Annotated in this window: 13 protein-coding genes and 2 pseudogenes; 10 read left to right on the forward strand and 5 right to left on the reverse strand. The window is 67.2% G+C overall.

The genetic code is table 11. From position 1 onward, the window contains the following. Positions 1 to 281: 281 nt before the first annotated feature. Complete coding sequence (locus tag ACQ95T_RS13715; RefSeq protein WP_425941435.1) at positions 282 to 1,193, reverse strand: restriction endonuclease; 912 nt, start codon at positions 1,191 to 1,193, stop codon at positions 282 to 284. 135 nt (positions 1,194 to 1,328) lie between these two features. On the opposite strand from ACQ95T_RS13715, the gene ACQ95T_RS13720 reads away from it, so the two are divergent. After that, complete coding sequence (locus tag ACQ95T_RS13720; protein WP_425941437.1) at positions 1,329 to 1,502, forward strand: hypothetical protein; 174 nt, start codon at positions 1,329 to 1,331, stop codon at positions 1,500 to 1,502. A gap of 481 nt (positions 1,503 to 1,983) precedes the next feature. Here ACQ95T_RS13720 and ACQ95T_RS13725 read toward each other — a convergent pair whose 3' ends face one another. The 4 genes and pseudogenes from ACQ95T_RS13725 to ACQ95T_RS13740 all read right to left on the reverse strand — a co-directional run bounded on the left by ACQ95T_RS13725 (position 1,984) and on the right by ACQ95T_RS13740 (position 6,260). After that, positions 1,984 to 3,426, reverse strand: a complete 1,443-nt coding sequence (locus ACQ95T_RS13725) for a hypothetical protein (protein WP_425941439.1) — start codon at positions 3,424 to 3,426, stop codon at positions 1,984 to 1,986. Between the two features lie 168 nt (positions 3,427 to 3,594). Continuing rightward, positions 3,595 to 4,227, reverse strand: a pseudogene (locus ACQ95T_RS13730) (CpaF family protein); the annotation flags it as partial. A 30-nt stretch (positions 4,228 to 4,257) separates the two neighbouring features. Beyond that, positions 4,258 to 5,447 (reverse strand): annotated as a pseudogene (locus ACQ95T_RS13735) (tyrosine-type recombinase/integrase). Positions 5,448 to 5,450: 3 nt separating this feature from the next. Then, positions 5,451 to 6,260 carry a helix-turn-helix transcriptional regulator gene (locus ACQ95T_RS13740; protein WP_425941442.1) on the reverse strand — a complete coding sequence of 270 codons (810 nt, stop codon included), beginning with the start codon at positions 6,258 to 6,260 and terminating at the stop codon, positions 5,451 to 5,453. Positions 6,261 to 6,598: 338 nt separating this feature from the next. Here ACQ95T_RS13740 and ACQ95T_RS13745 point away from each other — a divergent pair, with 338 nt between their 5' ends. The 9 genes from ACQ95T_RS13745 (at position 6,599) to ACQ95T_RS13785 (ending at position 12,566) form a co-directional block, all read left to right on the forward strand. Beyond that, positions 6,599 to 7,255 carry a hypothetical protein gene (locus ACQ95T_RS13745; RefSeq protein ID WP_425941444.1) on the forward strand — a complete coding sequence of 219 codons (657 nt, stop codon included), beginning with the start codon at positions 6,599 to 6,601 and terminating at the stop codon, positions 7,253 to 7,255. Further along, a complete protein-coding gene (locus tag ACQ95T_RS13750; protein WP_425941445.1) occupies positions 7,255 to 7,422 on the forward strand; it encodes a hypothetical protein in 168 nt (55 codons plus the stop codon). Before ACQ95T_RS13745 ends, ACQ95T_RS13750 begins: the two co-directional genes overlap by 1 nt. 223 nt (positions 7,423 to 7,645) lie before the next feature. Then, the gene (locus tag ACQ95T_RS13755; protein WP_425941448.1) at positions 7,646 to 7,957 is read left to right on the forward strand and encodes a hypothetical protein; all 312 of its coding nucleotides are present in this window, start codon (positions 7,646 to 7,648) and stop codon (positions 7,955 to 7,957) included. After that, positions 7,954 to 8,235 carry a hypothetical protein gene (locus ACQ95T_RS13760; RefSeq protein WP_425941450.1) on the forward strand — a complete coding sequence of 94 codons (282 nt, stop codon included), beginning with the start codon at positions 7,954 to 7,956 and terminating at the stop codon, positions 8,233 to 8,235. The genes ACQ95T_RS13755 and ACQ95T_RS13760 overlap by 4 nt, the downstream gene beginning before the upstream one ends. Further along, positions 8,232 to 9,185 carry a helix-turn-helix domain-containing protein gene (locus tag ACQ95T_RS13765; protein WP_425941451.1) on the forward strand — a complete coding sequence of 318 codons (954 nt, stop codon included), beginning with the start codon at positions 8,232 to 8,234 and terminating at the stop codon, positions 9,183 to 9,185. The genes ACQ95T_RS13760 and ACQ95T_RS13765 overlap by 4 nt, the downstream gene beginning before the upstream one ends. Next, a complete protein-coding gene (locus tag ACQ95T_RS13770) occupies positions 9,182 to 10,519 on the forward strand; it encodes a hypothetical protein (protein WP_425941452.1) in 1,338 nt (445 codons plus the stop codon). Before ACQ95T_RS13765 ends, ACQ95T_RS13770 begins: the two co-directional genes overlap by 4 nt. Next, positions 10,516 to 10,767, forward strand: a complete 252-nt coding sequence (locus ACQ95T_RS13775; RefSeq protein ID WP_425941454.1) for an HNH endonuclease — start codon at positions 10,516 to 10,518, stop codon at positions 10,765 to 10,767. The genes ACQ95T_RS13770 and ACQ95T_RS13775 overlap by 4 nt, the downstream gene beginning before the upstream one ends. A 102-nt stretch (positions 10,768 to 10,869) precedes the next feature. Beyond that, complete coding sequence (locus tag ACQ95T_RS13780; protein ID WP_425941456.1) at positions 10,870 to 11,127, forward strand: hypothetical protein; 258 nt, start codon at positions 10,870 to 10,872, stop codon at positions 11,125 to 11,127. Further along, positions 11,124 to 12,566, forward strand: coding sequence for a hypothetical protein (locus ACQ95T_RS13785; protein ID WP_431473016.1), 1,443 nt, complete (start codon positions 11,124 to 11,126; stop codon positions 12,564 to 12,566). The genes ACQ95T_RS13780 and ACQ95T_RS13785 overlap by 4 nt, the downstream gene beginning before the upstream one ends. Positions 12,567 to 12,603: the final 37 nt, after the last annotated feature.

Here is a 12,603-nt window from a genome sequence, read left to right on the forward strand (position 1 = left end):
CGACCCTCCATGCGCCGCAGGTCAGGCGGGTTTGCAGGGACGGCAGGGTCGTAAGGGTCGGTCTTCCGGGCACAGATGCAGTCTTCCCACTCACCGGAAGAAGAAGACATAGGGCAGGGGCGCCCCCACGCCCCTCCCCGGGTGCCCCAAAGCCGCGCCCGCCAATGGTCCCGGAAGACCGACCCTTACGACCCTTAGCCCCGTCTTCCGCAGCCCTAACCCTCACTCTCGGTCCCCCGGGAACGAGGAACTTAAGAGGTCTCCCTCCATTAAACGTCGTGTCAGTCCTCAAAGAACGCTTCATCGATCTGCTTGAGATCGAAGGTCTCGCGAACACCCACCCCCACGTTGTAGCGCACCATGAGTCGGGTGAGTTCCTCCCCGTCCAGGAGGACCAGCCGCATGGCTACCCCCTCAGCAAACGCCCGCGCCCCCGCGCTAAAGCGTCCTGTCGTCACGAATACCCCGCGATTGGTTTGTGCCCCTTGCAGCGCGCCTACGAACGCCTGCAACTCGGGCCTTGGCACGGTGTTGCCCTTGTCGTAGCGTTTGGCCTGCACTCCAACCAGCTCCAGCCCCAGGGCGTCCTGGCGGACGATCCCGTCAAGTCCGGCGTCTCCCGACTTGCCAGTGTGCTCCAGGAGAGACTCCTTCCCGCCGTAACCCATCGCCTTCAGAAGCCGTAGAGCCAACCGCTCCAAGAAGGCGGGAGGCTGCGCCAATATCCGATCCAGGAGATCAGCCGCCAAGAGCTTGTCAGCGGACTGCAGGAGGTTGCCGACCGCCTCACTGGGCGACAACTCATCCGCGGTTGCCGGAGCGACTAGTGGCGATTCAACATCCGTGCTCTTGGGTGTGCGGAACTCTCGGTACTCGTCGAAAGTGTTAAGTACGTTCATGTCGACTCGTTGAGGATGGTTCTGCAGGACCTCGCTACCACGGTCCGTCAGGGCGTAAGTCGCCCTGGCCGGGCGATCCACCAACCCCGCTTTACCCATGTGCGTGAGCGCCCACGCAATACGGTTCGAGTACGTCGTCTGCTTGCCACTAGGCAGGAGTTCTTCTTGATCCTCCTCCGTAACCCCCAACGTCGTCGCGACCTCCCCGCGGATCTGCTGCAGGGTATGCGGATCGCCATTCGACAGTGCATCGAGGATCGGGCGCATCACGGTCTGGAAGTCAGGTACGGCCATGCGACGAACGCTACCCCGCGAGCCTCACCGACGTTTGGTGGGGATCCCCTTGCCGAGCGCCTAGTGGCGGATGGCGAGTCCTCTCCGTTAGTCCCTGCCCCGCCCACACTCCACCTATCGGAAGGCCCCCACCCCATGAGCAAACGCGCCCACGCCTACAAGGGCCGCATCGCCAACGCCGTCGTCACCAAGCGCCGCGTCACCCCAACGTCGGCCACGACGGGTCTCCCGACCATGGGCAGGCCGAAGGTCACGATCCCTGCCCGCGCCGCGCGGCGTCTCGGCCTCCTCACCCCCGCGGGCCGGTAGCCCATGGCGTGGACCGGCCACCGCCGTCGCGACGAACTCCCCCCGGACTGGAAGCAACGGCGCCGCCTCGTGCTCCAGCGTGACCGGCACGCCTGCCAGTGGCGCACCGACGACGAACGCGGACGGTGCGGCGCCCGCGCCAATCAAGTCGACCACGTCGTCCGCAGCCGGGACCACCGACTCACCAATCTCCAAGCCTTGTGTGTGCACCACCACGCGCGCAAGACCGGCACCGAGGGCGGGCAGGCATCGGCAGCACGACGACGCTCAACGTCGCGCGCGGCCGAGCCCCACCCCGGCCTCCGTCCTCCCGGAGGTTGGTGAGATTTCGCCCAGGGGTGGGGGCCAACCCGGCCGATCCAACCCCCACCGTCGACCCGGCATAGCACCTGCCGTCGTGTACGGGTCTGGGCTTCTCGCGCGGCCTGCGTTCATCGAACCTCCTGAAGCACTTCAGGCCACGTCACGCCAATGCGGCGGCTCAGGGAGTGGCCTTCTTCACCCGTTTGGCCTTGCTGGCTGGCTTGGGTCGAATCGCTGTCACTACCCGTCCATGGAGATCGAAACCCGTAGCTTGAGCCGCCTCATCAACCCTTCCTGGAAAGTCGGCTAACCGTTCCTTCTGGGTCGGCGAGTCATAGAATTGCACGGCCAAGTACCACCCGCTCGTGCAACCATCACTCTCCATATAGGACACAAGTTGCTCCTCAAGCCCGTGCCATATGGCATCACTATTCAACTTCTTTATCTCCATGAGGACGCGTATGGATGCGCCGCGCGAGAACGCGAAATCCACCGGCCCTCTACCCAATTCCACTTCACGATCGACGATCACATCATTAGCTTCACAATACGCCTGAACCACACCTCGGTAAAGCAACTGGATAGCCGACTCATGCTTTGGCTTGCGAGAATCGTCATTCCACAACAGGGACCAGCCTCCCTGCGCCTCCACGAAGCGCGCGAACTTCCGATTTACTTCCTCGACGAACTCCATCAAGTCCGAGGTCGACTGCACCGCCATATGGAAGGCGAACTGGTCAGCCACTTCCCTGCCCTGCGCCAACCAATTCAGAAGACCCGCCGGATCGCGATCCACGTCATAAGCGCCTTGCTCCCTGTCCTCGCGAGACTCGACCCAAGACCTGACCAACTGTGGATTCGACCGAGCAATCTCCACGATCCGTGCCTTGTTCAGGTTCTCACTGATGGCCAGGTTCAGATCATCGCGCAACTCAGTGTCAATGTATTCGTACCAGTCGTCAGACCCCAGCACCGGCAATTGACGCACGAATCGCTTCGGCGTCAAGAGAATGCCTCTACCTTCGTAGAAGGGGTTTTCCGGCAGCTCATGCACCGCGTCCACGTAGCGATTCCTTGATGAATCCCATTGGGATCTCGCCACGGGAACGGCCTTCATTGGGATCTCAAAGTCCCTACAGACGCTTTGCGTATATTCTATGAACCGGTTCTTGAGAATGTTGCACGTCAGGTCCGATATGCGATCACGCCCGATGCGGGGGACCAGGACACCCAACTCTTCGAAGTGAGTCAGATCCTCGATACCTGCATTTATCGCGATGGCCATCCCTTCGACGATGGTCCTCGCGAGGCCAAGGCCTCCCCCAGCACCGTCGACACTCTCCGACGAAACCCCCAAGCAGAACTCCCTAGGCTCTGGGAACTTCATCCACTCGACAACGCGTTTGTATTGCAAACTATTTTCGTTGTCTTGATGCCCGGCTAGAAAGTCATAGCTCTTCTGAAAATGCGCCATCAACTCACTGTGCGCGTCTTTCCACTCATCGCTCTCGTCCTGAAAGATTAGGAAAGGGTCAACGAATAGAGCCGTGTCGTCGTTGAGCACGATGTCGACCCATTCCGGGGATTCTGCGTCGATGGCGAACGCTTCCGAAAAATACACCGATTACCTCCTCGTAGCGGCGCGGATTTGACAATCTACCTCAGAGAGCCCGAGAAGTTGTTTTGGATTGCCGCATAGGCCGCCTAGAACGTGCACCGGCCGGCGATGCAGCGTCCGACGCTACGCATGGGTCAGTCGGCGCGAGCATCAAGCGGCCTCAAGTACAGTTGGGAGGCCGCTGTTGAGCGCGATCAGCAGGTCGAGGCTCTCCTCCTGGCGGACCTCACCCACGACGATGCGCCCGGGCCGCATCCGCAGCGCCTCCTTGACCAGGCGTCGCAGAGGCACCTCGCCGGTACCCTCGAGACCGGCCTGGCGGCACTGCATCCCGGCCACGTCCCGCAGGTTGATCTGCAGCTCGAAGACCTCCTCGCAGGTCACCACCCGCTCGTGGGCGGGGATGGCGGCAGCCAGGCAGTTGAGCATCGTGGTCTTGCCGGCCTGGGTCCCGCCCGCCACCAGGATGTTCAGACCGCTGGCCACCGCGGCGGCCAGGAAGTCCGCGGCCGCCTGCGTGAGGCTGCCCAGCCGCACCAGGTCGGACAGGTCGTCCGCGGCCACGACGAACTTGCGGATGTTCACCGCCCAGTGCCGCCGGGTGATGTCGGGGATCACCACGTGCAGGCGGCTCCCGTCCGGCAGCGAGGCGTCGACGAACGGACTGCTGAGGTCGACGCGCCGTCCGGAGCTGCGCAGCATGCGTTCCACCAGGTCCTGGACCTGCTGCTCGGTGAGGAACGTCGGCGTCAGCTCGGGCCGACCGTGCCTGGCCACGAAGACCTTGTGGGGCTCGTTGATCCAGAACGAACCGTAGCCCCCCATCGGTGCAGGTCAGACGGTGGTCACCGCACCGCCGGGCCGCACCTGGGCCGCACCGCCGCTCTCCCGCACCCTGCGGGCCAACGACCCCGCGGCCGCCCTCGTCCGGTCCTCGGCGTCGGGCCACAGGTGCGAGTACGTGTCCAGCGTCGTCGACGGCTTGGAGTGACCCAGCGCCCGCTGCACCGTCACGACGTCGCACCCGGCCGCGATCAGCCCGCTGGCGAAGAAGTGCCGCAGGGCATGCAGGTGCAGCCCCTCGACCCCGCCGCCCTCGTCGTCCTGCCCCACCAGTTGTTGACCGACGACGGTGGCATCGGCCGCCCCGCGCCGGTGAAGAACAGCCACCCCTGGGAGGAGACCCCGTGATCCTCGACGTGCCGGGCCAACGTCTGCACCAGCTCGTCCGGGATCGGGACGTCGCGCACGCTCTCATACTTCGGCTCACGGACCTCCGGAGGGCCACCAGGACGCGCTTGGACCTGACGACGGACGTGCAGCACCCGCCGCAGGAAGTCGACGTCACCGACCTGGACCGCCGAGATCTCCCCCAGCCGCAGACCGGCGTAGGCCGCCAGCTCCACGTAGGCCTTCATCCGCGGCTCGGACGCCTCGATCACCGCGGCCACGTCCTGCGCCGGCGGGATCTCCACCCTCTTCGTCCGACCGTCCAGCCGCACCGGACGCACGCTGGCCGCCACGTTGGAGGGCACGACGTTGTCCTCCACGGCCGCCTTCAGCACCGAGCGGACCGTCACCAGCCGGTGATTGACCGTCAGCGGCGCGTAACCGTCGGCGATCATCTGCTTCTTCCACGCCTCGACGTGGGCCTTGGTCAGCGACCTCAGCGCGACGTCGCCGAACGGCACCGACCGGCGGATCAGGTCCGCCCCGACCGTCGTCCGCGGCTTCCACACCTGCAGGGCCGCCCACCGGGCCATGTACGCCGAGAAGGTGACCTCCCCCGCCCGTGCGTCGACGTACCGCCCCGTCAGGACGTCGGCCGTGACCTCGTCCAGGCGCCGCTGCGCGTCGACCTTGCGGTCGTAGGACTGGGACCGCTCCCGCCCGTCCTCCTCGATCCAGCGGGCCTTCCAGCGCCTCCCGACCCCGTGGCGCTTGGCCGGCACCTTCTTCCCCGTGGCGCGGTCCTCCCGATACCAGCGGTCCTCGATGAACGCCCGTCCAGCCCTGCGCCCCATGGACTACTCCCCCTTCTTCGACTTCGCCTTGGCCGTCGGCTCCCGGGCCAGGTCCTCCGCACGTCGCTTGTCCTCCGCTGACAGGCCCGTGCCCTCCGCAGACCAGACCATCCGGCCACCACCCTTCGACCCCTCGGAGCGGTCGTCGACGACCTCCGCCTGCCCCGACTCGACCACATGCTTGATGTGCCCCGACACGTCCTCGCCCTGCCCCGACTCCCGTCGCCGGCGCTCCCATCGCTCCGCCCGGATCTGAGCCTCTTGCTGCGCAATTTCCACCCGCACCGACGACATGGCGGCAAGTCGTCTGGCGTCGTCCTTCTGAGCCGCTTCGATCTTGGCCTGGTCCAGAGGAGGCTCGAACACGCCCGCCAACCCAATCTCTACATCGATCGGAATCTGGGTCTGCTCGAGGACGGCGAGGGCCTCTTCTGCCACCGACTCCGAGACCAGGTCCCTCTCTCCACCGAGGGCGGCCTGCAGTTTCTCCCGTGACTGCAGCCAGAAGTCGAAGCCGCGCCTCAAGGCGTCGTAACCCTCACGAGCCTTCATCATGAGCCCGGTGGCCCTGACGTCCCCCACAGCGTGGCCGCTGGGCTTGAAGAGCTCCTGCGGGCTCACCCTGAGCAGCGAAGCGAGCCGCAGCCCCTCAACAAATTTCAGCGATCGGCGGCCCGCCTCAATCTTCGTGATCGTCTGCGGATAGAAGCCTGCATGGTGCCGCGACATGTGTGCGGCGACCTCGGCCTGACTCAACCCCTGCGCCTCACGCAGGGCGCGCACGTTCCGCCCGATCTGCTCATCGGTGTCCATGCAGACCACCCTACCCCCGCAACACACCGATCGGGTACACCCATTGCCCATCAGTCCGGTTCCGTGTCATACTGGTGTCATCACCACCAACCAGAAAGGTACAGACCATGGCGGACGACCAGGCCCGAGCGGCCAGGCGAATCCTGTCCCTCGACGAGGTCAGCTCGATGACCCACGTCCCTAAGAACACCCTTCGGTACTGGCGTTCGAACGCTCCAGAGAAGGGCCCCAACCTCTTCAAACTCTCCGGGCGTCTTTGGTCGCATGGGAGGACGAGGTCATCGAGTGGATGGAGACCCGTTACCGGCAGACCTCAAGCCACCGAACGGCGGTCTGACATGACCCGCACCACGAAGAACGCCCCGGCACGGTGCTGCAACACCGGCCAGGGCCTGAACCACCCCACCACCAACCAGGAAGTGAGCAAGTCCATGACCATCATCCCAGACGGGACCGACAGCATCAAGACCCCCGAGGCGTGGATGCAGGACCCCGCCACCGACGTGGCCCCCCAGCGCGGCGAGGGGGTCCACCCCGATGACTACGGCGCCTACTACGACCGGTTCATCGACGAGTGGGTCAGCACCCCCTCGGCCGCGCACATTAGCTACGACCAGCTGCGGGTGTCCGTGGGCGCGTTCGTCAACGATCACGGTCCGCGGGAGTCGCTGACCGAGGTCAGCGTCTACGTCGACAGCGTCGCCGAGGTCACCGTCACCGCCATCGACGCCCGGCGCCTGGGTCAAGCCCTCATCACGGCCGCTGACCTGATCGAGGGCCGCCCGGCCGCCACCTTCCCCCTGACCTGGCAGGCCCTCAACGGCGGCACCTACCGGATCACCAACGACGGCGACGTGCAGAGCTACCAGGCCCACGCCGACGAGTGGCGCCGCTGCGCGGACCTCACGCCCCGCTCGGTCGACGACGCTGCCGAGCACTACCAGGCGATCGCCGCCGCCATGCAGGCGCTCGGGCACGACGGGGAGGTCGGCTGATGACCCCCGCCGAGGCCGCCCGCACGATCCGGGATCTCTTCGCCCGGCACGGGATCAGCGACCGGGACCAAGCCAAGCGTCTGGTGCGGGAGCGGTTCACCCAGGACGAGCTGGACGCGTACAAGGAGGCGCTGGAGGTCCTTGACGGCATGGGAGTGATCGGGTGACGCGCCACGGGTACCTGGTCATCCCCACGAACGCCGGCCACCAGCTGCCGAACCGCACCAGGGCCGGCAAGGGCCCGGGCGGCCTGCGCTTCCACGCCCTCGGCTGCATTGTCGACGGTGGGTCAGGCCTCCCGCCCGGCGTCTGCGACAAGTGCACCGACGACATCAGCAGCCGCTACGTCAGCACCCTCATGCGCGTCGACAGGAAGGCGAGGTCCGTCTGATGGAGCCCCAGGAGATCCCCACCTTCGACCCCGACCAGGTCCTCGACAACGCCGACACATGGTGGCGCGACTGCGCCGAACGCGCCCTCCTGTGGTGGGCGCGTAGCGGCGCCGAGTTCGAGGCCTACGACCTGGTCGGGATCGGCGTGCCCGAGCCTGACAAGCCCCACCGGTGGGGTCCCCTGTTCCTCAACGCCAGCGCCAGGGGCCTGATCGAGCCGGTCCGCTACCAGCCCTCGGCACGGCCGACCCGTCACGGTGGGGTCTGCCGGATCTGGCGTGGCACCCAAGCCGTCCGGGAGGCCGCATGACCGCGGCCACCCAACCCCTGTGGGAGGACGAGGACCCTGAGGACGAGGTCACGCTCCCGTACGGCCTGGTGGCCGTCGTGGAGCGCGACGAGGCCGCCCGTGCCCTGCGATGGGCACGAGCACGCCCCGACCGCTGGAAGACCGTCGTGGCCGCCAGGACGAGCCGCACGGACGCCGCCCTCGCCCGGGCCGCCCTGAAGGTCTACCGGGCAGACACCCGCCAGCGGGAGAAGTACGTCGCGGCGCTGAAGGCACGAGGGAGGGCCGGCAACCGATGACCGAGACGACGGGACTGTGGTGGCGGCACAACTGGATGAACGCCGTCTACTCGAGCGACCTGAAGCCGCTGGAGCGCTTCGTCGCCTCCATCTTCGCCGACCACGCACGAGACCAGCGGCTCGTGTGGGTCACGATGTGCCGGCTGATGGAGCGCACCGGCCTCTCCCGAGACGCCGCCAACCGTGCCCTGAAGGGCCTGCGTGACAGCGGGTGGCTCGTCGTCGTGGAGAAGGGTCGCCAGCACAAGCCGACGACCTACGCCATGGTCATCCCCGGTGGCTCCAGGGGGTCGGGCGAGCGACCCCCTGAGCAGCCCAGCAGTACGGGAGACGGACCCCTGAGCAGTACGGGAGACGGACCCCTGGCCCAGTCCAGCAGTACGCCTCACGACGCCAGCAGTACGTCTCCCGTCATCCAGCAGTACGGGAGACGTACTCAATCAAAGGTTCATATCAAAGATCCAAACTCATCTTCTTCGCCCGCACGACGTCACGCAGCTCACCTCCTCGCCTGGGACGAGGAGGATGAGCGATTGGACCTGATCGACGACTTCCTCAAGGCCCACAACGTCAAGTCCGCCCAGGCATGGATGACCAGGTGCCACGAACGTGGCGACCTGGAGCGCAACTTCCTGGCCTTCGTACAGGACGCCAACGACCCCTGGGGGGTCTCCAGCGCAGCGACGGACGACACCTGGATGACCCGCAAGGGCCCCGACGCCCAGACCATGCTGGAACGCCTCTACGACGAGTTCGTCGACCAGGAGGCCGCCGACCACCAGATCGCCTATGAGGGCGAGGCCATGTACGGCAACCCCCGACCCCTCGAAGAGCTGCTCCAGGACCGCACCGTCCTACGCAGCGTCCTCTCCAGCATCCAGAACGACCGCGCCTGGGGAGTGATCGGCATCCCCGGCCTACGCCCCGCCGAAGCCAAGGAGGCATCATGAGCCGTCGTCGCTCCATGGACCGGATCCTCGACCCCGGCCCCACCACCGAGCTGACCGCCGAGCAGGCGATCGACTTCTTCACCGACGCCGGCATCCCCATGTGGTTCGCCACCCGCATGCCCGAACCGTGGGACCGCTACCTGTGGCACCAATGGCCCCACGCCTGGGCCGAATACACCATGCACACCGCCGAGACCGTCTGGCGCAACACCGGCGCCCGCCTCTACGACACCCACCGAGACCACGACCTGCGCGACGACCTGCGCGACTGGCTCCTCGTCAAGGCCGTCGAGGCCGGCACCGAGTTCACCCCCGACCCCTGGCACCCCGCCCCCGAGCGCCAGTACGCAGCATGGCTCTACGGGTCGCTCAAGCACCGCGCCCGCAACCACTTCTCCGACGTCGTCGGCTACGCCCCACGCTCACCCAAGGCCGCCGCCGGCATCGAGGCACGCAAGAAGTACGGCCCCTCCCTGGAAGCCCAGCAGGAAGCCCTGGACGGCCCCGGCAAGGGCGTCGTCTACACCCACGGGCCCATGTGGACCCGAGCCTTCGAGGATGACGACCCCGCCTCCGTCATCATCAAGCTCGAGGACCTGCAGGCCCAGGCCGACGACATCGACCGGCAAGGCCTCGGCGCCACGTTCTACACCAGCGCCGGTGACTACTGCCTCGTCAACCTCTGCACCAAGCCACCCGTCGGCCGAGGCCTGTGCCGCAACCACTACAACTTCGAGCGCAACCGAGCCGTCGACCGCGGCGACTGGCAGACCTACACCCCGCCGGCCACCTGCGAGGAGGACGGCTGCACCGAGGGCCACTACTCCCGCGGCAAGTGCCGCCTGCACTACGAACGCCACAAGGCCAAGGTGGCGCCCTGCAGCGTCGGGGACTGCACCAACGGCAGCCACGCCAAGGGCATGTGCATGGCCCACTACATGGCCGACAAGCGTGCCCGCACGCCCACCCCGTGCAGCCTCGACGGCTGCGACCGACCCGTCCGGGGCCGAGGCCTGTGCGGCTCCCACTACGAAGAGGTCCGCCTGTCCGAGGCACCCCCCTGCAGCGTCGAGGACTGCACCGCCCCGGCCAAGTCCAAGGGCATGTGCGGGGTCCACTACAACAGGGCCCGCCGCCAGGACGCCCCACCCTGCGAGGCCCCCGGCTGCACCCAGCCCCGCCGCAAGAGGGGGGGCACCCTGTGCCAGGACCACCACAAGGAGGCCCTGCCCCCCAAGGTGTGCGAGGTCCCCGACTGCGAGGACACCGTCCGGGCCAAGGGCCTGTGCCCCGCGCACTACCGGGCCGAGCGACGAGGAGACCTGCAGCGGTGAGCCGCTACTCCAGCAGCGGCACCGACTGGGAACGGACCCGCGCCCGCGTCCTGGCCCGTGACGCTCACACCTGCGCGTACTGCGGACGAGAAGCCACGACCGTCGACCACATCGTCGCCAAGAAGAACGGCGGCACCGACGACGAAGCAAACCTCGTCAGCGCCTGCAACCGCTGCAACGCGTCCAAGGGTGCCCGGGTCATGGCCCGCACCGCCTGGTACGACCCCGAATGGATCCGACGTGTCTGACCGACGAGCCGACCCGATCCCGTTTCTAGCGCTGCCCCTCCCTGACCCCGCCTCCCCTTTGATTCCCACCGACGAGGCCCAAATATCCGGCGAGGAGCCACGATGAGCCGCAAGAAGACCCCGGTGACGTTCAGCGCCGCCGTGCAGGAGTTCGAGGACGCCTCGCCATGGCTGGGACCCCAGCACGCCCCGGCCGTGGTGTCCCTGCGGGCGATGGCCGTGCAGCTGGACGCCGGCGACATGGCCCCTGCGCTCCTGGGTCAGTTCGGCCTGGCGTTCCGGTCCCTGTCCAAGGAGCGTCCCGTCGAGTCTGGCGTCGACCCGCTGACCGTGGCGCTGCAGGAGGCCCGGGCCTCGTGATCCCCGCCTGGCCCCCGGCGCGTTGGTCGCCCCCGCTGACCGAGGACTTCCCGTCCGTCTTCGGCCGCTACCGCGCCGTCTTCCGGATCGCCTGGCAGACCGCCCGCGGCTACCAGCTGGACGAGTGGCAGGAGCACCTGCTCGAGGCGATCACCGAGATCAACCCCGCGACGGGTCGCCTGCGCCGCCGGCAGGTCCTCGTCTCCATGGCCCGCCAGTCCGGCAAGACCGAGATCGCCGCCGCCCTGGGCCTGCTGTTCCTCCTGTGGAAGACGTCGCCCTATGTCGTGGGTATCGCCTCCAGCGCCGAGCAGGCCCGCCTGGTCTACGACCGGACCATGCGCGTCATCTCGGCCAACGCCGGCCTGGCCGTGGCCTTCGAGGCTCTGACGGACACCCGCGGCATCCGGGCCAAGGACGGTGGCCGGTACGAGATCAAGGCGTCGAAGTCGGCCGCGCTGCAGGGTCTGCCGATCGACCTGGGCCTGGTCGACGAGGTCCACCTGCTGCGGATGGCCCTGTGGTCCGACCTGGTCTCCGGCACCGGTGGCCGCCCGGACTGTCTCGTCGTCGGGATCACCACGGCCGGCGACGACGGCTCCGACCTGCTGAAGCACCTTTACAAGCTGGCCGAGACCGGTGAGGCCGGGGACACCTTCGCCCATTTCATATGGGAGGCACCCGAGTCGACCGTGCCCGACGACGACGCCACCCTCGCCCGCTACCTGCAGGCCGCCGGTCCTGCCCTGGCCGCCGAGCGGGTCGACCTGGAGACCGTCCTGTCCGACGTGCGCTCCATGCCGCCGGCCGACGTGGTGCGCTACCGGCTCAACCGCTTCGTGAGCTCGTCGGGCGTCTTCATCGGGGCCGGTGAGTGGGTCGCCGCGGCCTGGGCCGAGGACCAAGCCTTCCCGCGCGACCTGCGCCCCGTCTTCGGGATCGACCGCACGCCCGAGTGGGGCTTCGCCTCGATCAGCGCCGCGGTCCGGGTCGGGGACACCGTCTGGACCCAGCTCGTCGCCTCCATCCCGCAGCCCACCATCGAGCGTCTGGCAGCGGTCTGCACCGACCTGGCCCGGTGGTCGCCCGTCACCTACGCCATGGACTCCTACCAGTTGCGCGACCTGGGCCTTGAGCTGAAGCGCCGCGGTCTGCCCGCACGGATCTGCTCCCAGGGCGACATGGTGAACGCCAGCGGCCTGCTGCACTCCAAGCTGGCCCACGGCCGCCTGAAGCACCGTGGAGACCCCCTGCTGTCCGTCCAGGTGCCTCGCACGGTCCGCAAGAACGTCGGGGACGCCTACCGGATCAGCCGCAAGGACTCCTCGGTCGAGATCGACGCGGTCGTCGCCACCGCCCTGGCCGTCCTGGCCGCCGAGGGTCGAGACGGACACCCCGCCGACGGTCTACTGAGAATGAGAATCATTATGATAGACTGAGGGTGTCCCGCTACCGCGTCCGGATCGGATCTGCATT

Source organism: Ornithinimicrobium carbonis (assembly GCF_050703245.1).
Taxonomy (GTDB): Bacteria; Actinomycetota; Actinomycetes; order Actinomycetales; family Dermatophilaceae; genus Ornithinicoccus.

Coding starts and splice junctions, on each gene's coding strand:
- ACQ95T_RS13780 (WP_425941456.1), top strand. CDS start 10,870: ATGAGCCGCAAGAAGACCCCGGTGACGTTCAGCGCCGCCGTGCAGGAG.
- ACQ95T_RS13720 (WP_425941437.1), top strand. CDS start 1,329: ATGAGCAAACGCGCCCACGCCTACAAGGGCCGCATCGCCAACGCCGTC.
- ACQ95T_RS13755 (WP_425941448.1), top strand. CDS start 7,646: ATGGAGCCCCAGGAGATCCCCACCTTCGACCCCGACCAGGTCCTCGAC.
- ACQ95T_RS13760 (WP_425941450.1), top strand. CDS start 7,954: ATGACCGCGGCCACCCAACCCCTGTGGGAGGACGAGGACCCTGAGGAC.
- ACQ95T_RS13770 (WP_425941452.1), top strand. CDS start 9,182: ATGAGCCGTCGTCGCTCCATGGACCGGATCCTCGACCCCGGCCCCACC.
- ACQ95T_RS13750 (WP_425941445.1), top strand. CDS start 7,255: ATGACCCCCGCCGAGGCCGCCCGCACGATCCGGGATCTCTTCGCCCGG.
- ACQ95T_RS13715 (WP_425941435.1), bottom strand. CDS start 1,193: ATGGCCGTACCTGACTTCCAGACCGTGATGCGCCCGATCCTCGATGCA.
- ACQ95T_RS13765 (WP_425941451.1), top strand. CDS start 8,232: ATGACCGAGACGACGGGACTGTGGTGGCGGCACAACTGGATGAACGCC.
- ACQ95T_RS13740 (WP_425941442.1), bottom strand. CDS start 6,260: ATGGACACCGATGAGCAGATCGGGCGGAACGTGCGCGCCCTGCGTGAG.
- ACQ95T_RS13745 (WP_425941444.1), top strand. CDS start 6,599: ATGACCCGCACCACGAAGAACGCCCCGGCACGGTGCTGCAACACCGGC.